The organism is Streptomyces sp. NPDC006925 (genome assembly GCF_042869575.1).
GTDB lineage: Bacteria > Actinomycetota > Actinomycetes > Streptomycetales > Streptomycetaceae > Streptomyces.
In genome coordinates, this window is record NZ_JBIAGB010000009.1 from 42,212 (window position 1) to 59,251 (window position 17,040).

General features: G+C 74.0%; 18 protein-coding genes and 1 pseudogene. 9 read left to right on the plus strand and 10 right to left on the minus strand.

The annotated features are described in order from the left end of the window. Nucleotides 1-193: 193 nt before the first annotated feature. The 3 genes and pseudogenes from ACFYNS_RS14765 to ACFYNS_RS14775 all read right to left on the minus strand — a co-directional run. The gene (locus ACFYNS_RS14765; RefSeq protein ID WP_360303755.1) at nt 194-535 is read right to left on the minus strand and encodes a DUF427 domain-containing protein; all 342 of its coding nucleotides are present in this window, start codon (nt 533-535) and stop codon (nt 194-196) included. 25 nt (nt 536-560) lie between these two features. Further along, the gene (locus ACFYNS_RS14770) at nt 561-1,250 is read right to left on the minus strand and encodes a GNAT family N-acetyltransferase (RefSeq protein WP_388603027.1); all 690 of its coding nucleotides are present in this window, start codon (nt 1,248-1,250) and stop codon (nt 561-563) included. Nucleotides 1,251-1,290: 40 nt separating this feature from the next. Continuing rightward, a pseudogene (locus ACFYNS_RS14775) lies at nt 1,291-1,749 on the minus strand (TetR/AcrR family transcriptional regulator C-terminal domain-containing protein); the annotation flags it as partial. 74 nt (nt 1,750-1,823) lie between these two features. On the opposite strand from ACFYNS_RS14775, the gene ACFYNS_RS14780 reads away from it, so the two are divergent. From ACFYNS_RS14780 to ACFYNS_RS14800, 5 genes are all read left to right on the plus strand, one after another. Continuing rightward, nucleotides 1,824-2,282 carry an FAD-dependent monooxygenase gene (locus ACFYNS_RS14780; RefSeq protein WP_388603029.1) on the plus strand — a complete coding sequence of 153 codons (459 nt, stop codon included), beginning with the start codon at nt 1,824-1,826 and terminating at the stop codon, nt 2,280-2,282. A 241-nt stretch (nt 2,283-2,523) separates the two neighbouring features. Then, nucleotides 2,524-3,135, plus strand: a complete 612-nt coding sequence (locus tag ACFYNS_RS14785) for a transglycosylase SLT domain-containing protein (RefSeq protein ID WP_388603032.1) — start codon at nt 2,524-2,526, stop codon at nt 3,133-3,135. Between the two features lie 423 nt (nt 3,136-3,558). After that, nucleotides 3,559-3,816: a hypothetical protein gene (locus ACFYNS_RS14790; protein WP_388603034.1), complete on the plus strand. Its 258-nt coding sequence runs from the start codon at nt 3,559-3,561 to the stop codon at nt 3,814-3,816. A gap of 243 nt (nt 3,817-4,059) precedes the next feature. Next, nucleotides 4,060-4,713 carry a sensor domain-containing protein gene (locus ACFYNS_RS14795; protein WP_360299857.1) on the plus strand — a complete coding sequence of 218 codons (654 nt, stop codon included), beginning with the start codon at nt 4,060-4,062 and terminating at the stop codon, nt 4,711-4,713. Between the two features lie 235 nt (nt 4,714-4,948). Continuing rightward, nucleotides 4,949-5,749, plus strand: coding sequence for a VOC family protein (locus ACFYNS_RS14800; protein WP_360299855.1), 801 nt, complete (start codon nt 4,949-4,951; stop codon nt 5,747-5,749). A 140-nt stretch (nt 5,750-5,889) separates the two neighbouring features. Here ACFYNS_RS14800 and ACFYNS_RS14805 read toward each other — a convergent pair whose 3' ends face one another. From ACFYNS_RS14805 to ACFYNS_RS14815, 3 genes are all read right to left on the minus strand, one after another. After that, the gene (locus ACFYNS_RS14805; RefSeq protein ID WP_388603035.1) at nt 5,890-7,497 is read right to left on the minus strand and encodes a PTS transporter subunit EIIC; all 1,608 of its coding nucleotides are present in this window, start codon (nt 7,495-7,497) and stop codon (nt 5,890-5,892) included. A gap of 122 nt (nt 7,498-7,619) precedes the next feature. Then, the gene (gene murQ / locus ACFYNS_RS14810) at nt 7,620-8,765 is read right to left on the minus strand and encodes an N-acetylmuramic acid 6-phosphate etherase (protein ID WP_388603037.1); all 1,146 of its coding nucleotides are present in this window, start codon (nt 8,763-8,765) and stop codon (nt 7,620-7,622) included. Between the two features lie 215 nt (nt 8,766-8,980). Next, nucleotides 8,981-9,994 carry a MurR/RpiR family transcriptional regulator gene (locus ACFYNS_RS14815; protein WP_388603039.1) on the minus strand — a complete coding sequence of 338 codons (1,014 nt, stop codon included), beginning with the start codon at nt 9,992-9,994 and terminating at the stop codon, nt 8,981-8,983. Between the two features lie 236 nt (nt 9,995-10,230). On the opposite strand from ACFYNS_RS14815, the gene ACFYNS_RS14820 reads away from it, so the two are divergent. Both ACFYNS_RS14820 and ACFYNS_RS14825 read left to right on the plus strand, forming a co-directional pair. Continuing rightward, a complete protein-coding gene (locus ACFYNS_RS14820) occupies nt 10,231-10,578 on the plus strand; it encodes a hypothetical protein (RefSeq protein WP_075002729.1) in 348 nt (115 codons plus the stop codon). 82 nt (nt 10,579-10,660) lie between these two features. Further along, complete coding sequence (locus tag ACFYNS_RS14825; protein WP_360298013.1) at nt 10,661-10,918, plus strand: DUF4031 domain-containing protein; 258 nt, start codon at nt 10,661-10,663, stop codon at nt 10,916-10,918. 204 nt (nt 10,919-11,122) lie between these two features. Here ACFYNS_RS14825 and ACFYNS_RS14830 read toward each other — a convergent pair whose 3' ends face one another. The 3 genes from ACFYNS_RS14830 to ACFYNS_RS14840 form a co-directional block, all read right to left on the minus strand. Further along, entirely contained in the window at nt 11,123-12,370 is a 1,248-nt protein-coding gene (locus ACFYNS_RS14830) for a Cmx/CmrA family chloramphenicol efflux MFS transporter (protein ID WP_360298016.1), read from the minus strand. 210 nt (nt 12,371-12,580) lie between these two features. Then, the gene (locus ACFYNS_RS14835; protein ID WP_360298019.1) at nt 12,581-12,859 is read right to left on the minus strand and encodes a hypothetical protein; all 279 of its coding nucleotides are present in this window, start codon (nt 12,857-12,859) and stop codon (nt 12,581-12,583) included. Between the two features lie 54 nt (nt 12,860-12,913). Next, nucleotides 12,914-13,591: a hypothetical protein gene (locus ACFYNS_RS14840; protein ID WP_388603266.1), complete on the minus strand. Its 678-nt coding sequence runs from the start codon at nt 13,589-13,591 to the stop codon at nt 12,914-12,916. Between the two features lie 364 nt (nt 13,592-13,955). On the opposite strand from ACFYNS_RS14840, the gene ACFYNS_RS14845 reads away from it, so the two are divergent. After that, nucleotides 13,956-14,660, plus strand: coding sequence for a copper homeostasis protein CutC (locus tag ACFYNS_RS14845; protein WP_360298022.1), 705 nt, complete (start codon nt 13,956-13,958; stop codon nt 14,658-14,660). Between the two features lie 151 nt (nt 14,661-14,811). Here the strand turns inward: ACFYNS_RS14845 and ACFYNS_RS14850 are convergent, their stop codons facing one another. Beyond that, entirely contained in the window at nt 14,812-16,347 is a 1,536-nt protein-coding gene (locus ACFYNS_RS14850; RefSeq protein WP_388603041.1) for an MFS transporter, read from the minus strand. A gap of 250 nt (nt 16,348-16,597) precedes the next feature. Between ACFYNS_RS14850 and ACFYNS_RS14855 the strand changes: the two genes are divergently transcribed. Then, nucleotides 16,598-16,978 carry an ArsR family transcriptional regulator gene (locus tag ACFYNS_RS14855; RefSeq protein ID WP_360298028.1) on the plus strand — a complete coding sequence of 127 codons (381 nt, stop codon included), beginning with the start codon at nt 16,598-16,600 and terminating at the stop codon, nt 16,976-16,978. The last annotated feature ends 62 nt before the right edge of the window (nt 16,979-17,040 follow it).

The following is a 17,040-nucleotide window of genomic DNA, read 5'->3' on the forward strand; positions in this document are numbered from 1 at the left end:
CGGGGGCGGCGCGGGGGCGGCGGTCTGGGCCCGGCGCCCGCCCCGCCCCCCCCCCCCCCCCCCCCGGCCCCCCCCCCGGGGGGCGCGCGGCCGGCCCCCCCCCCCCCCCCCCCCCCCCCCCCCCCTTCCGGCTTGTCCGGCCCGGCGTCGGCTCCGGGTTCCGGCTCTCAGCCGGCATCGGCTCCTGCGGCCGTCAGCTGACCTGGACGTCCGGGAAGCAGAGGTGCTTTTCGATGGCCGCCACCTGGTCGTGGGGTTCGGGGTAGGACCAGGCGACGTCCTGGGCCGTACCGTCGGCCAGCGACCAGTACGCGGCGGTGCCCTTGAAGGGGCAGCGGGTGCGGGTGTCGGACGGTGCGAGCAGGTCGGTGCGGACGTCCTCGGGCGGCAGGTAGTACCGCACCGGGTAGCCGGTCTCGCGCAGCAGCAGCGGTCGGCTGCTCTCCGCCAGTACCCGGCCGTCGCGGGTGACGACGCGCACGCGTTCGGTGCTCTCCTCGACGGTGATCGTGTGGCCCTTGCTCGGCGTGGTCATGACGCGGTCCTCTCGCTCGGGTTCGTCAGTCCGGTGCTGCTGCTTCCGCGACCGGCGCGGGGTCCGGTGCGCGGAGCCCGAAGAGTGCCAGAGCGGCGGCTCCGAGTCCCGCGGTCTCCACCGGAACCGCGCGGTGCGCCTCCCAGTCGGCCCGCTGGAGCCGGAGCCGTTCGAGAGTGCGGGCCCGCCCCAGTACGGACTCGGTCAGCAGGCCGTCCGGCCGGTAGCCCAGTTTCTCCGAAACCCGCCGTGAGCGCGGGTTGTCCGTCATCGCGGCCGAGACGCTGCTGCGCGCTCCGAGCCCGTCGAACGCCAGATGCAGTGCAGCGGCGCGCATCTCGGTGCCGAAACCCCGGCCCTGGTGCTCGGTGCCCAGCCAGGAGCCGGTCTGCGTCTCCCGTACGACGGCGAAGTCGGTGCCGCTCAGATCCTGTCGTCCGATCACCCGGCCGTCGTGCAGGACGGCGAGGCTCAGCGTCCACTCTTCCGGCCGCCAGCCCGCGATGGTGCCCAGAACGTGCTGGAAGCAGCCGCGGGCGCGGTCGGCGGGGGGTACGGCGGTCCACGGGACGCTGAAGGGCATCTCGGAGTCGTCGTGTACACCCCCGGAGGCGACCCGCGCCAGCTCGGCGAGGGTCCGGTCGTCGGGAAGGCGCAGCTCCAGGCGCGGAGTTGCCAGACGCAGCCCGTACAGCGGCCAGATGTCGGCTTCCATGGACCAAGGGTGCCCAAGCCCGGAAGCGGGCGCGAACGGATTACCGCCCCTCGACGAGCCGGGACACGCCGTCGAGCATGGCGGCGAGCCCGGTCTCGAAGAGCCCGTCCAGACGCAGGTCGTAGCCGTCGTCCCCGAGCGAGTCGAGGAGGCGCGCGAACGTCGGATAGGCCCCGGAGGCCGTCAGCGACGCGAGGGTGGCGGCCTGCTGCGCCATCCAATCGTCCTCCGTCAGACCGGTGCTGCTCTCGGCGGCGGTCTCCCGCTCGCGCTGGATGGCCAGCCCCAGGACATGGCTGTAGAGCAGGGCGTTCAGGTCGAGTGCGGTCGCCGGGGCAAGGCCGCAGCCGTCCAGGGCGCCGAGCATCCACTCCGAGTACGTCAGCAGGTTGGGCAGCAGCAGCGGACGGGTGAGCGGACCGATCTGGGCCAGCCAGGGATGGTCCCGGTGCACGCGCCACAGGGCCCGGGCGCCCAGCTCCAGCCGGGCCCGCCAGTCCTCGGGCGCCGGCCCGGCCGCGGGGTGCGGGCCCCGTCCGCGGGAACACCGAGTTGCGCGCCACGCTCGGCTTCATGTCGCCGCCGCTCGACTACGACCACCGCGATCCCGAGCAGCAGAAGGCGCTGCTGGCCGCGAACACGGCCGCTCTCGGCGGGGACACCGGCACCCTGCTGGACGCGATGCGCACGGCCCCCGACTTCTACTTCGCGCCCATGGCGCAGGTCCGCATGGACCACTGGACGAGGGGCCGCGTCGCGCTGGTCGGCGACGCCGGGTACTGTCCCTCGCCGCTCTCCGGCCAGGGCACCAGCCTCGCCCTGGTCGGTGCGTACGTCCTCGCCCGCGAGCTGGGCGCGTCCCCCGCGTCGGTGGCCGACGCGCTGCTCCGGTACGAGGAGCGCATGCGCCCCTTCGTCGCGCTCAACCAGGCCCTCGCCACCGAGAACCCTGGCCAGGGCCCCTCCGAGGAGTCCCTCACCGTCGCGAAGAACGCCCTTACCCTCGGTGATGCGGACGGGTGGGTGGTGTGAGGCCGCCCATAGGGTCCACGTCACGTACGAACCAGAATCGTATGTCCGAAATGCCTGGTTCGGGATGAGTGTGGGGACGGGAGGCCCGGGCGGGCGCGGGGGACTAAACCGGGTCGTAGGTCACATGGTTGCCGGGGTGGGGGGTGCCTCCCGCACGGTGGGCCCCACGCCGCAACCAGACCACCGGCAGCCCCCGTGCCGGGTGCGGCGCCACGTCCCCCCGCGAAAGGTTCCTGCCCCCATGCGCACCACCCTCACCGCTCTGAGTACCGTCCGCCCCACCCGCCGGCTGGCCGTCAGCGGCCTGACCGCCCTGGGCGCGGCCGGTATCGCCGCCACCGCCCTGACCGGCACCGCCCACGCCGCCGCCCCCGACGCCGCCTCCCCGGCCTCCCACCAGGCCGCCACCACCGCCCAGCACCTGACCACCCAGGCCGACCACGCCGCCAAGACCGCCAAGACGGCCAAGACCGCCAAGACGGCCAAGGACAGCGGCAAGGACAGCGGCAAGAGCAAGGCGAAGGCCAAGTACGCCGACAACCTGGACGGCTGGATCCGCGAGGCCCGCGCCGTCATGGCCAAGCACGACATCCCCGGCAGCTACGACGGCATCAAGCGCAACATCATCCGCGAATCCGCCGGCGACCCGAACGCCGTCAACGACTGGGACATCAACGCCCAGAAGGGCATCCCCTCCAAGGGACTCCTCCAGGTCATCCAGCCCACCTTCGACCAGTACCACGTCAAGGGCACCCCCGACGACCTCACCGACCCCGTCGCCAACATCGTCGCCGCCTGCAACTACGCCGCCGACCGCTACGGCAGCATGGACAACGTCGACTCCGCCTACTGACGGACACGAACGCAACGCCACCGCCACACCCCGGCAGCGCGCCACGGAGCGGGCGGGTGGGAGAGCACACCTCCCACCCGCCCGCTCCCTTGTGTGTCCGCTCGTCTGTTCTGTGGAGTATTCGGCTCATCGGGTGGGGATGCCTGAATTGCCCGCCACTGCACCGCTGTTGCGGGTGGACGACATCGCTCTCACGAGAAGAGGCCGCATACGATGAGCGCAACATTCCGCCTCCGTCCCGCCGTTGCCGGTGTCCTGGCCGTGGGCCTGATCGGTGCGGCTGCCGCGACCGCTGCCGCGACCGGCCCCGGGACCGGTAACGGGGGGAACGAGAACGGAGCCGGGCCCGGAACCGGGAGTGCGACGGCGAGCACGGCGCCGATCAGGCCCGGCAGTCCCTCGGCGGCGGTCAGGACCAACACCGTGACTGCCGACCGGGAACAGGTGCGGCAGTGGGAGGAGTTCCGGCTGCGCGGAAAGGTGATCGGAATCAAGGCGGGGACGACCGTGCGTCTCCAGCAGATGCAGCACGGCGCGTGGAAGACGCTGCCTGCCACGTCGGTCGTCAACCGGTCACTGGACTACTCGATGCGCGTCAAGCTCGGTATCAGGGGGGTGAACCGGATCCGGACGGTGGTCGCCGGTCTGCCCTCCGCCCCGGTGACCGTGACCGTCCGCTGAGCGAAGCGCTCGGCGAAGCAGCCCGGACGAAAGCCCGACGAAAGCCCGGACGAAAGGCCAGGCGGAAGGCCACGCGGCGGGGGTGATCGTCAGGCCGCGAAATGGTGGCCGGAGGGGTGGTCGGGGACGCCGATCGCCCCTCCGCCGGCCCGGCTCCGCCCGGTCCGGGGTGTAGCCAGCACCACCCCGGATCCGGGCTCCAGCGGTATGGGATCGGCTCCGCCGCCCGGCGACAGTGGATCCATGGCGACGATGACAACGCAGGCGCAGCAGGGCCCGGACTCCTTCCCCCGGCGGCGGGGACGTTTCGGCAGGGAGGTGGGCTATCTGCTCTCCGGGCTGCCGCTGGGCATCGCCGCCTTCGTGCTGATGGTGACCGGGTTCGCGCTCGGCGTCTCGACGCTCATCCTCGTCGTCGGTCTGCCGGTGCTGGCCGGGACGCTGTCCATGGCCCGCTTTCTGGCCCGGGTGGAGGCGGAGCAGATCGCCGCCGTCACCGGCCGTCCGCTCCTCGCTCGTCCGGGCGGCGCGGCGGCCGAGGGCGCCGGGGGCGGGGGCAGCCGGTGGAAGGGGGTGGCGGACCCGCAGGCGTGGCGGGATCTGGTGCACGCGCTGCTGGCCTTCCCGGTGCGGGTGGCGACCTTCTCGGTCACGCTGACCTGGCTGGTGGGCGGCGTCGGCGGGCTCACCTACGGACTGTGGTCCTGGTCGATCCCCCGCGGTGACGAGGACGGGGTGATGGATCTGGCCTTCGGGCTGGACGGGCGCGGGCCCGACATCGCCTTCAACACGGCGCTCGGTGTGTTCTTCCTGCTCACAGCGGTTCCGATGGTGCGGGGGCTGGTGGTGGCGCAGGCCGGGCTGGGCCGGGTGCTGCTGCGCCGGGAGCAGCGGTGACGTGGTGGCCGGAGCGGCGAGCGGCCGTCACGTAGTGGTCGGAGCGGGGGTGCGGGGCGTCCCGAGGGGCGAGTCGGCCGGAGTGCTGCCATCCTGAGGCGGTGGGTGGCTGCGAGGAGCGGGTGCGTTCCGCCGCTGCGGCCGCACGGTCCGACGGCGGGTGGCGGCCGCGCGCCCGGGCCGCCGGGTGCAGCGCCCCGGATCCAGCACACGCCTCGTACTTCGGAGGTTCCGCATGCTGACGACCGACTTCGTTCCCGGCACTCCCGACTGGCTGGACCTCGGCGTGCCCGATGTGGACGCCGCCGTCGCCTTCTACACCAGCGTCTTCGACTGGCAGTTCCAGTCGGCGGGTCCGGAGGCCGGGGGATACGGCTTCTTCCAGCGCGGCGGAAGGACCGCCGCCGCGGTCGGCCCGCTGATGGAGGACGGCGACAGCGCAGCGTGGATGACGTACTTCCACACTCGGGACGCGGACGCGGTGCGGGCCCGGGTGGAGGAGGCGGGCGGCGCCGTACGAGTCGCGCCGATGGACGTGTTCACGGCAGGCCGGCTGGCGCAGTTCACGGATCCAACCGGCGCCGACTTCGCCGTGTGGGAGCCGAAGGACACCGGTGGTCTGGAAGTGCTCATGGAGCCGGAGACGCTGTGCTGGACGGAGCTGTACACGACGGACTCGGCGGCGGCGAAGCGCTTCTACACGGCGGTGTTCTCGTGGACCTACGAGGACATGTCGATGGGTGACGACCTGGTCTACTCGGTGGTCTCGGCGCCCGGTGGCGGTACGGAGGGCGACACCGGGCAGGGCGGGATCATGCAGCTCCCGCAGGAGAACCTGAGCGCCGGGTCGACCTCGGAGTGGCACCCCTACTTCGCCACCGAGGACTGCGACGCGACGTGCGCGCGGGCGACCGGCGGCGGTGCGAAGGTGCTGATCCCGCCGACGGACGTACCCGGCGTGGGCCGCCTCGCGATGCTCAGGGACCCGGCCGGTGCGCCGTTCGCCCTGATCAAGGGAGATCCGGACATGAGGTGACGCTCCGCCCGCCCCGCAGCGGCGTTGCTGCGGGGCGTGTCCGTCGTCCGTCGTCCGCCGTCGCGGAGGCGGGGGACGGCGCTGCGTCCCCCGCCTCCGCGCGCGGGGTCCCGCGACGGCGGGCGCGGTCCGGGATCCCGTCAGACGAGTGAGCCGCCGCCTCCCGCGGGTGCGGGGGCCGGACCCGGGTCCGGCCCCGGGTCCGGGCCGGGGGCGGGGGCGCCGGACGGCGGCGGTTCGGGCGAGTGCCCGCCCTCGGCGACGGGCGCCTCGCCCTCCGCGGGCGCGTTCAGCTCGGTCAGCATCTGCTTGCTGAACCCGAAGAAGTAGGTGGCCATGAAGCCGACCAGATAGCCGGCGGCCAGCCCGAGCGCGTAGATCAGGGCGATGCCGCCCAGGCTGTGGTTGCCCTTGAGGAGGGGGAAGAGCGCCCAGCCGGAGGGGCCGATCGCGGTGGAGCCGACCGAGGTGCCCAACTGGTAGAAGAGGCCCACCACCCCGCCTCCGAAGGCCCCGCCCACGCACGCCGTGATGAAGGGGCGGCCCAGCGGCAGCGAGACCCCGTAGATCAGCGGTTCCCCCACGCCCAGGAACCCCGCGGGGAGGGCCGAGCGGATGGTGCTGCGGATCGAGGTGTTGCGGTGCAGCCGCAGGTAGATGGCGATCGCGGCGCCGACCTGCCCGGCGCCCGCCATCGCGAGGATGGGCAGCAGCACGGTGTAGCCGCTCTGCTCGATCAGCGTCGTATGGATGGGGATGAGCGCCTGGTGCAGGCCCAGCATCACCAGCGGCAGGAACAGTCCGCCCAGTACGAATCCGGCGACGGCTCCGCCGTGCTGGAGCAGCCAGTCGGCCAGATGCCCGATCCCGGTGGCGATCTCGCCGCACACGTACATCAGCCCGAACAGCGTGACGAGTCCTGCGACCAGCACCGTCACCGTCGGCGTGACCAGCACGTCGACGGCGGACGGCACGAAGCGGCGGCAGCCCTTCTCCACGTACACCGCCAGCAGCGCCGCGAACAGCGCGCCCAGCACGCCGCCCTGGCCCGGGGCCAGCTCCTGGCCGAACGCCGAGACGTCCGCCACCCCGGGGAAGACGATGACGGCCGCGGCGGCACCGCCCAGTACCGGTGTCCCGCCGAACTCCCGCGCGGTGTTCAGCCCGACGAACACGGCGATCAGCGACATGAAGCCGCTGGCGATCGCCGCCAGTGCGGGGGTGAGCGCCGGGAGCCAGCCCGCGTTGGTGAACAGCCCGTTGAGGCCGGCGACGATGCCGCAGCCGATCAGCGCCGGGATGAGCGGGACGAAGATGTTGGCGATACGCCGCAGCATCAGCTTCACCGGCGTCGCGTTCTTCTCCTTGCGCGCGGCGCGGAGCGCGGCGCCCTCGGCCGCCAGGTCGGCGGCCGTTCTGCCGGCGCCCGACGAGGCGGGTTCCGGGGCCGCCGCCCGGTCCTGTGCCGCCTGCACGAGTGCCTCGAACTCGGGCGTGATCCGGGCGACTTTGCCCGGGCCCAGCACGATCTGGTACGTGTCGTCCTCCACTACGCCCAGCACGCCCGGGAGCGCCCTGAGGGGCCCGTCCTGGACGAGGGAGCGGTCGGCCAGGCCGAGCCGCATCCGGGTCATGCAGTGGCTGACGGAGGTGACGTTCGCGGCGCCTCCCACCAGGGGGAGGATCGCCTCGGCGAGCTGTCTGCCGGGATTGTCCTCAGGGGTGCTGCGGGTGCTGTGTGTGCTCATGGTGCGGTCGCTCTTCTTCGAGTGGTGCCATGGTCGTTCGGTCGAGTGGTTCTCTGATCGTTCGGTCGGTGATCGTTCGGTCGGTGTGGTGCGGATCGGGGGCGGCGGCCCGGGGCGCGCCGCTACCCCGTGTGCGTGCCGGGGTCGGGGGTTGCGCCGGTGGGGCTTCCGGTGCCGTTGCCGTTGCTGGCGCCGTTGTCGGTCCGGGTCCCGTCGTCGGCCCGGTCCCCGTCGTCGTGTCCAGCGGCGGCGGACCGGAGCGCGGCGCGCAGATGTCCGTGCGAGGTGCGGAGCAGCCGTTCCGCTGCCGGGGCCGGGACGCCGCCGAGGATGGTGAGGATCGCCGCCTTGACCTCGCCGTCGGTGGCCGTCAGCGCTGCCTCGATCTCCTCGTCCGGCGCTCCGGTCGCCAGCTCGACGATGCGCCGCGAGCGTGCGCGCAGCTTCTCGTTCGAGGCGCGCAGGTCCACCATCAGGTTTCCGTAGGTCTTGCCGAGCCGGATCATGGTGAGGGTGGAGAGCATGTTGAGTACGAGCTTCTGTGCCGTACCGGCCTTGAGCCGGGTGGAACCGGTCAGCAGTTCGGGCCCGACGACGACCTCGATACCGTGCTCGGCGGCCGCGCCGAGTGCCGAGTCCGCGTTGCAGGCCAGCCCGACGGTGAGCGCTCCGCGGGAGCGCGCGTACTCGACGGCGCCGACGGCGAAGGGCGTGCGACCGGAGGCGGAGATCCCGACCACGGTGTCGTCCGCCGTCACCTTCAGCGCCGCCAGCTCGTCCGCCGCCGCCTCGGCGCTGTCCTCGGCGCCCTCGACCGAGTTCACCAGCGCGCCGGGACCACCCGCGATCACTCCGGTGACCTGCCCCGGAGCCGTGTTGAAGGTCGGCGGGCACTCACTGGCGTCCAGCACCCCCATGCGCCCGGCCGTACCGGCGCCCGCGTAGAGGAGGCGGCCGCCGCGCGCCATCCGCTCGGCGATGCCGTCGATCGCCTCGGCGATCACGGGCAGCTGCGCCGCGACGGCGGTGGGGACGGTGCTGTCCTCGTCGTTCATGATCTTGGCGATCTCCAGCGTGGGCAGCTGGTCGATCTCCGCCAGTTCGCTGCGGAACGCCTCGGTGGTGAGGGTGCCCAACTGCCGGCGCAGCTCGTCGTGGTGCGAGCGGCCGGTGCCGGAGCCCGCCGGAGGGACGGAGCCGGCCGTGCCGGTGGTGCGGTTCGGGTCGCCGGTCCTGGACGCGGCGGTCTGTGACTGCGAGGTGGTCATCGGGGAGCGGCTTTCTGTGGCTCGGGGCGGCGGGCCCGGACGGCCGCGGAGCGGTGGGTGCGGCCGGTGGGTCCGCTGGTCGGCGGTCGGCTGGTGCCGTCGGCAGCGGGCTGCCGACGGTGCGGGCCCGGTGGTGCGCAGCCGGAACGGTGCTGCGCGGCGGGCGTGCCGTGGGGCCCGCGGACCGGTCGGCCGGGTCCGGCCGACCGGGGGCGTCAGCGGGTGCGCTGCCTGGGGGAGTGGCGGTGCGCCAGCGCTTCGTAGGAGGCGGAGAGCGCGGGCGCCGCCGTCTCGTACGTACGCTGCGCGACCCCTATGAACAGGCAGTCCACGACGAGGAGCTGGCTCGTCCTGCTGGACATCGCCGCCGGGCGCAGCTCACTCTCGCGGGCCGTCGAGGTGGTCAGTACGTGGTCGGCGTACTGGGCCACCTCGCCGTCCGGCCGGCCGGTGATCGCGATGGTCGTCGCCCCCTGGTCGAAGGCGACCCGCAGCGGCTCGATGACGTCCACCGTCCGCCCCGAATGGGTGATGGCCAGCGCGACGTCGCCCGCCCGCATCTGCACGGCGTTGGTGACGGCCAGATGGGGGTCGACATGGCTGTGCGCCACCATCCCGATGCGCAGCAGCTTCTGTGCCAGGTCCTGGCTGACCAGCCCCGAGGCGCCGACGCCGTACACGTCGATCCGCCGGGCCGCCGCCATCGCCGCGACCGCCGCGTCGACCTGCGCGACGTCCAGCGCCGCCGCGGTGTCGGCGAGGGTCTGCTGTTCGTCGAGCGCCAGCTTGGCGACGACGTCGGCGATCGGATCGTCGACGGCGATGTCCGCGGTGACGGCGGGGGCCGCGCCGGACTCCTGCTGCGCCGCGAGCCCCGCGAGGGCGAGGCGCAGGTCGCGGTAGCCGGGGTAGCCCAACAGCCGGGAGGTGCGGACGACGGTGGCCTCGCTGGTGCCGGTGCGCTCGGCCAGCCCGGTGACGGTGAGCTGGGCGCACCCCGCCGGGTCGTGGGCGACGGCCTCGGCGACCCGCTGCATGGAGCGGGTCATCGAGGGCGCCATCGTGCGGACCTTGGCCGCGAGGGCCGTGGGTCCCGGGCGGTTGGCTGGTCGGGAGGGGACACTGCTGTCGGCATCGCCCGCTGACCGGGGGGCCGGGGGCTGGGTGCCCGGCCCGGCCGGCCGGCGCCTCGGACGAAAGGCGAAATTTTCCTTCAGGTCACTGCTCACAGACGGAAGATATTTTCATAGCGGCACCCCGTCAATGCTCGACGCGGCACGAACGTGTGATCCCTCCGCGCGCGCAGTGGTGCAATGGAGGTATGGAACCGAAGGAACCCGCATCCGACTCGGGACCCCCGGAAGAGGGAGCGCACGGTGGCGCTTCCCCCGATGCGCCCCGTGAGCGGGAGCGCCGCGACGCGCCCCGCGAGGAGCCCCCGCCGGGCGACCGCCGCCAGGACCCGCTGGAACGGTCGCTGCACGCGGCCCGCGCGCTGATCCTCGCCGACCTGGAGGCGAGCGACGTCGCGCACGCCGACATCGTCTCGCTGGTCGAGGAGGCGGTCTCGCACCGCCGGTGGTGGGTCGGCGAGTGGCCGGAGGGCGCGGCGTTCGTGGACGGCCTGGTGGCCCAGGACGTGCAGGACGCGCTGCTCGAACGGTACGGGCGCTGGCCCGTCTGCCCGGTGTGCGTCGGCTCCGATCCGCACGCGCTCGACGTCGAACCCGAACTGGGCGAGGAGCCGCACTGGGTGTGCGCCGCCACGTCCACGGTGGTGGCCCGGGTGGGCTCGCTGGGCAGCAAGCTGTGAGCGCGGACCCGGACCCGGACCCGGGCGTGGACCCGGACGCGGGCGTGGGCCCGGACGCGGGCGTGGGCGCGGGGCCCTGCCGGTGACCGTCTACATCGACCCGCCGATCTGGCCAGGGCACGGCCGGATGTGGTCGCACGTGGTCAGCGATCTCTCGTACGAGGAACTGCACGCGTTCGCGGCGGGCCTCGGATGCCCGCCGCGCGCCTTCGACCGCGACCACTACGACGTGCCCTCGACGCTGTACGAGACCGCGGTGGCCGCCGGAGCCGTCCCGGTCGGCTCCAAGGAACTGCTGCAGCGGCTCACCGCCGCAGGCCTCCGGCGCCGCAAGCGCTGACCCGCGCGGCCGGTCTGCGCGGCTGCTCTGCGCGGCCGGTCTGCGAGCCGCTTCGCGGGGCCGGTCTGCGCGTGCTGACGCTGGACCGAAAGCGGGGCCGGAGCCGGGACCGGGCCGAAGCCGGCTCCGGGACAGTCCGAGCCGGGCGGGCCCGCGTTCGTGCTCCCGCGGCTGTGCCTGCCGTCCGCCGTGCTTACCGGGCCTCTATGCCCGAGCCTGCTCCTTCTCCACCCGCGGATACGACGCGGCGACCACGCGCGAGCGGGCGTGCACCCGCGCGGAGACGGCCGTCGCGAGCACCGCGACCGCCGCCAGGGCCGCGCCGACCCAGGCCACGGCCGGGTACCCCCAGCCCGCCGAGATGGCCAGGCCCCCGAGCCAGGGTCCGAGCGTGTTGCCGATGTTGAACGAGGCCGTCGTCGTGGCCCCGGCCAGCGTGGGCGCCGCGTCGGCGGCGTTGAACATCCGGGCGTTCAGCGCGGGCGCCGTCGTGAACGCGGTGACGCCGAGCAGCAGGGCCAGCCCGACCACGGCCCAGCGGTACTCGGCCAGCAGCGCCAGCAACGCGAGCACGGCGGTCGACGCCGCGATGCCGCCGTACATCGTGCCGAACAGGTGCGCGTCCGCGATCCGCCCGCCGATGATCGTGCCGATCAGACCGCCGAGCCCGAACAGTGCGAGCACACTGGGCACCCAGCTCTCCGGCAGCCCGGCGACGTCGGTGAGCAGCGGCGCCAGATAGGAGAAGACGGCGAAGACGGCGCCCGCGTTCAGCGCGATGGTCAGCAGCGCCAGCCAGACCTGCTTGTCCCGGTAGATCCGCAGCTCCCGCCGGAGATCGGGGGCTTCCGCGCCGGTCGGCACCGGGGTGCGGGGCACCAACGCGAGCACCCCGACCAGTGCGACCGCCGAGAGCGCGGCCACCGCCCAGAACGCGGAGCGCCAGCCCGCCTGCTGGCCGAGGAACGATCCGGCCGGTACGCCCGCGATGTTGGCGACGCTCAGCCCGCCCACCATGATCGCCATGGCCCGGGCCCGGGCGTTCTCCGGCACCAGTGAGACCGCGACCGCTGCGCCGACCGCCCAGAACCCGGCGCAGGCGAGCGCGCTGACCACTCGGGAGGCGAACAGCACCTCGTAGCCGGGCGCGAGCGCGCCGGCGACCTGCCCCAGCATGAAGGCGGCCAGCAGCGCGACCAGCGTCGTCCGCCGCGGCAGCTTCAACGTCGCCGCCGCCAGCACCGGTGCGCCCACGACCATGCCCACCGCGAACGCCGACACCAGCAGTCCGGCCTGGGGGATCGACACATCCAGATCCCGGGCCAGCGGTTGCAGGATGCCGGAGAGCATGAACTCGGAGGTCCCGAGCGCGAAGACGGACAGGCCCAGCACATGGACGGCCGGCGGGACACGGGCGGCGGAGGGACGGCCCCCTACGAGATCGTCAGGCATGACACCTTCAACCCTGCCGCCGCACCTGCGCATTCCGGAGCCGGAGCGGGAGTGGGAACAGGCCCCGAGCCCGGTCCCGGCCTCGGTCCCGGTCCCGGTCCCGTTCCCGGTCCCGTTCCCGGTCTCGGTCTCGGTCTCGGTCCCGGTCCCGGTCTCGGTCCGGGTCTCGGTCCCGGTCGGTGTTCGGGCGGGCCGTGGCGGGCCGCCGGTTCAGCGCCACTGCGGCGGGATGTTCGCCAGCTGCCTCAGCAGGTCCCAGCCGGCGGCCCGCCGCCTGCGCTCCTCCAGCCCGTCGTGCCAGGGGGCGCCGTTGCCCACCCAGTACCCGCGGTAGACGCGCACTCCGGTGACACTGCTGTCACTGATGTCGGACTCGTTGCCGCAGCAGGGGCAGATGCACTCCGTCGGCCAGCCGCCCTCCCAGACGACCTGGCCGTCGAATCCGCAGACCCTGCAGACCGTCTCCGTCTGCTCTTCCTTCGCTTCCAAGAGTGCGCTCCTCCTCGTAGCGGTGTGGGTCGGGGATGTCGGGACTTCCCCGTGTCACGCCTCCAGCAGTTCCAGTTCCGTCGTCAGATTGTGCCGGGCTGCGGGCTCCCAGCGGTCGCGCGCGTAGCCGGTGCGGAAGAGGTGGGGCAGGCCGAGGAGTTGGCGCAGGACGGCGGCGCGGCCCTCGCGGAAGGCGGCGTCGGGGACGAAGGCGTACTCCTGGCGGATCTCGGCGGCGTAGTGCGCGTACTGCTCGGGGGTGCCCGCCAGGACGGCGAGGTCCGCGTCGCAGAGCAGTTCCCCGTCGAGGTCGTCCCCGGCGGGGTCATGGGTGACCGTGAGGCGGACGAGGCGGGCGACCTCGGCGGTGCGGGCCGTCGGCACCCCGGCCTCGGGCAGCGCGCGTTCGGCCAGGCGGGCGCTGCGCTCCTCGTTCTCGCTGCGGTCGGGCCGGTAGACGGCGTCGTGGAACCACGCGGCCAGCCGCACGGCGGCGAGGTCGGGGCCCGCGTCGGCACGTGTGCCGGTTCCGGGACCGGCCTCCCCCTCCGGGGGAAGCTGCGCGGCGAGTTCCTCGATGCGGTCCAGCACGGTGCGCAGGTGTGCCGTGCCGTGGTAGCGGCGGTGGGGTTCGGCCCAGCGGCCGAGCAGGTCCTCGCCGTAGGGCGCCGGGTCGGGGCCGTCGGCCCCTTCGCGGGCTTCGATCAGCAGCGTGTTCCAGCGGTCGAGCAGTTCCGGATGTGCCGCCTCCCGGGCGGCGGGCGCCGTGTCCCGGTCCGGACGGGCCGTGCCCGTGCCCGTGCCCGGGTGCGGATCCGTGTCCGTGCCCGGGTCCGGGTCCGGGTGCGATGTGTCCGGAGTGGAAGGTGCCGGGCCGGGGTCCGGGCGCGCGGCGTCCGGGGCCGGCCCCGCTTCCCCCGGGGCCGGGCGTGCGGTTTCAGCGGGCTCCCGGGCCGTTCCGTCGGCCGGTCGTCGGGCCGTTCCGTCGCCCGGTCGGCCGGACGCGGGTGGGGGCTCTGTCGTCGACATCGGGCAATTGTGGTCCCGAGGGAGTGCCGTCTTCCAGCGCCTTCCGCCGTATGGCACTCTGTTGCGCATGTCTAGACCAATTCTCGAGGTGGTCGCGCTCAGCGCGGAAGACGCTGCCGCAGCGGAGGTCGGGGGAGCGGACCGCCTGGAGGTGGTCACCGACATGGCCGCCGACGGGCTCACCCCGTCCCTGGAGACCTACACCGCCGTCCGGGACGCCGTCAGCATCCCGCTCCGGTTGATGCTGCGGCTCGCCGACGGCTTCAGCGCCGGGGGCGACGCCGGGATCGAGGAGCTGTGCGCACGCGGAGCGGCGCTGCGCGCGGCGGGCGCAGAGGAGTTCGTCCTCGGCTTCCTCGACGAGGCGGGGCAGGCGGACCTGCGCGCTGTCGAGGCCGTCACGGCCGCCGTACCGGGGTGCCGGTGGACCTTCCACCGCGCCCTGGACCGGGCCGCCGATCGCGACGCCCTCCGCAAGCAGCTTGCCGACACGCCCGGCCTGGACACCTATCTCACCGCCGGCTCCCCGGACGGGGTGACCGACGGTTTCCGTACGCTCTGTGCCGAAGCGGCCCGCACCGCCGCGGAGGAGCCGGGCTACGGGCCCCGGCTGCTGGTCGGGGGCGGGCTCTCGCTCGACCACGTCGCCGGACTGCGCCGGGCCGGCATCGACGCCTTCCACATCGGCAGCGCCGCCCGCCCCCGCGGCTGGACCGGCCCGGTCGACCCCGCCGCCGTCCGCACCTGGCGCCAGGCCCTCGACCGGGACTGACGGCGCCGCGGCGGGAGCGGCGGCAGACCGCAGCCGAGGGGCCGGACCACTCGGAGCCGGGCGGGTGGCCGCGCTGCGCCGGGGTCCCTGCGCGGCGCCGGTCCCGGAACAGGGGCGTACTACTCGGAGCCGGTCCGGGAACAGGGGCGTACTACTCGGAGCCGGTCCGGGCGGCGTCGGCCGTCGCCGTATCCGAGGCGCCCGCCGCGTCCTCGGCGGTCGTGGCGGTCGTGGCGGTCGTGGCGGTCGTGGTGGCCGTGGCGGTCGTGGCCGTCGCGGTGGCCGTGGCGGCCGGGGCCGCCCTGTGCACCGTCCCGGCCGGTCGGCGGCGCCTGGCCCGTACGAGGCCGCCCTGCCTGTCCCGGGTGCCCCGCGCACCCGGCGCTCCGTCCCGCGAGCCGTCCGCCGCGCCGTCCTGCGTGCCGTCCTGCACGCCGAGGGCGGCGCGGACGGTACGTCCCCCGCGGGAGGTGCCCGTGCCGGTGGCGCCGCTGCGGAGCACGGCGGTCGCGCCCGCCAGGACGAGGGCGATGACGGTGGCGCCGAACACGGCGGAGGCGGTGTCGAGGGAGGTGGCGTCGCTGAGTGCCCCGGCGGCCACCGGCAGCGCCCCGGCCAGCAGGTAGCCGCCCGCGGTGAGGGCGGCGTTGGCCTCGGCCAGGCGGGCGGCCGGGACGTCGGAGCTGAGCATGGTCAGGGCGCCGAGCTGGGTCAGGCCCTGGCCCAGCCCGGCGAGGACGGCGGAGGCGACGAGCGCGGGGACCGAGGTGGTGCGGACGGCGAGGACGAGCACGGCCATGCTCGCCGTGGTCAGTCCGGCGCCGGTGAGCAGGTCCGTGCGCACGCGCAGCCTGCGTGCGGCGAACTGGACCCCCGTCGCGGCGGCGAACAGGACGAAGATGGTCGCGCCGGAGAGGACCCGGCTGCGGGTGTGCAGCAGGTCGGCGAGCAGCGTGGGGCCGAGCGAGAGTACGAAGCCGGTCGCCGCGATCGCGGGTGCGAAGACGCCCAGGCCCAGCAGGAGCTGGCCGCGGTTGGCCCGCGGCGCGGAGGGGATGCGGACCAGGCGCCGGGCGGCGCCGGGCGTGGCCGGGTCGGCCCGCGGCGGCAGCGGCATCCGGACCACCACGGCGAACGCGGCCAGCAGCAGGCCGATCTGGACCAGGAAGACGGTGACCGAGGGGCCGGGGACCAGCTCGGACAGCAGCCCGGCCAGCAGCGGACCGACGGCGGCGCCGCCGACCATGGAGGACGAGGCGATCAGTCCGGCCGTGCGCTTCTGCGTGCGGTCTGCGAGGTCGGAGACGGCCGCCATCCCGGCGGAGAGGAACGCGCCGACGGCGATCCCGCTCAGCAGCCGCGCCACCAGCAGCGCGGGCACCGAGTGCGCCGTGGCGAACAGCGCCGAGGCCAGCAGGCCGAGCAGCAGACCGGGGAGCAGCACCGGCTTGCGGCCGTAGCGGTCGGAGAGGGTGCCCGCGACGGTGAGGGTGCCCAGCAGCCCGGCGATGTAGGCGGCGTAGACCGCCGTCAGGGCGGCTGCGGAGAAGCCGATCCGGTCCTGCCACAGGACGTAGAGCGGCGCGGGTTCGTTGGAGAGGGCGAGTACGGCGACGACGGGCCAGGCGGCCAGCCACATCCAGCCCCGTCGGGGGGTGGAGGCGACCGGCGGAGCGGAAGCGGACATGCGGGAGCTCCTGGGCAGGGGAGGGGAGGGAACAAGGGAGTACGAGTCGACTCGTACAAGTAGTACGAGAGAATTCGTACCAGTGGCGAGTAGTACGATGCAAGTCGTACTACTGTGCTGCCGTGCAGTGCCGTGCAGTGCCGTGCAGTGCAGTGCGGTCGCCCGCACCACCGTCCGCCGTCATGTGCCCGCCGCCCGCTGAACGTGCCGACCGCCATCCGCCATCCGCCGACCGTCGAAGGAGGAGCCCGTGAGTGACACGGCCCTCGACCGGGAGTTCCGTATCCCGCCGCCCCCGCCCGGCGCCGAGGTGCCCGAGCCGCTGCCCGAGCCCGGCCGGGACGAGATCCGGCTGGAGGCGGTGATGGCGGCGCTCAGCGACCCGCTCCGGATCGGGGTGGTCCGCAAGCTGCTGCTGGAGTCGGTCGACTTCGACCACACCTGCACCTGGTTCGAACTGGAGCGCCCCAAGTCCTCGCTGACCCACCACTTCCGCACCCTGCGCGAGGCGGGCCTCGTCAGGCAGCGCCAGTACGGGCCCTCCCGCCGCAACCAGGTGCGCATCGCGGACCTGGAGGCGCGGTTCCCCGGCCTGCTCGCCCTGATCGCCGACTGGACCCCGGCCGCGTAGCAGTCCACCCCGTTGACAGTCCCCAACAACCCCCTCTAGCTTGCCTTTTGAATCGTTTCACG

Excerpts from the sequence above, each read along its gene's own strand:
- ACFYNS_RS14765 (WP_360303755.1), bottom strand. The coding sequence starts at position 535 with ATGACCACGCCGAGCAAGGGCCACACGATCACCGTCGAGGAGAGCACC.
- ACFYNS_RS14770 (WP_388603027.1), bottom strand. The coding sequence starts at position 1,250 with ATGGAAGCCGACATCTGGCCGCTGTACGGGCTGCGTCTGGCAACTCCG.
- ACFYNS_RS14780 (WP_388603029.1), top strand. The coding sequence starts at position 1,824 with ATGTCGCCGCCGCTCGACTACGACCACCGCGATCCCGAGCAGCAGAAG.
- ACFYNS_RS14785 (WP_388603032.1), top strand. The coding sequence starts at position 2,524 with ATGCGCACCACCCTCACCGCTCTGAGTACCGTCCGCCCCACCCGCCGG.
- ACFYNS_RS14795 (WP_360299857.1), top strand. The coding sequence starts at position 4,060 with ATGGCGACGATGACAACGCAGGCGCAGCAGGGCCCGGACTCCTTCCCC.
- ACFYNS_RS14800 (WP_360299855.1), top strand. The coding sequence starts at position 4,949 with ATGCTGACGACCGACTTCGTTCCCGGCACTCCCGACTGGCTGGACCTC.
- ACFYNS_RS14805 (WP_388603035.1), bottom strand. The coding sequence starts at position 7,497 with ATGAGCACACACAGCACCCGCAGCACCCCTGAGGACAATCCCGGCAGA.
- murQ (WP_388603037.1), bottom strand. The coding sequence starts at position 8,765 with ATGACCACCTCGCAGTCACAGACCGCCGCGTCCAGGACCGGCGACCCG.
- ACFYNS_RS14830 (WP_360298016.1), bottom strand. The coding sequence starts at position 12,370 with ATGCCTGACGATCTCGTAGGGGGCCGTCCCTCCGCCGCCCGTGTCCCG.
- ACFYNS_RS14845 (WP_360298022.1), top strand. The coding sequence starts at position 13,956 with ATGTCTAGACCAATTCTCGAGGTGGTCGCGCTCAGCGCGGAAGACGCT.
- ACFYNS_RS14850 (WP_388603041.1), bottom strand. The coding sequence starts at position 16,347 with ATGTCCGCTTCCGCTCCGCCGGTCGCCTCCACCCCCCGACGGGGCTGG.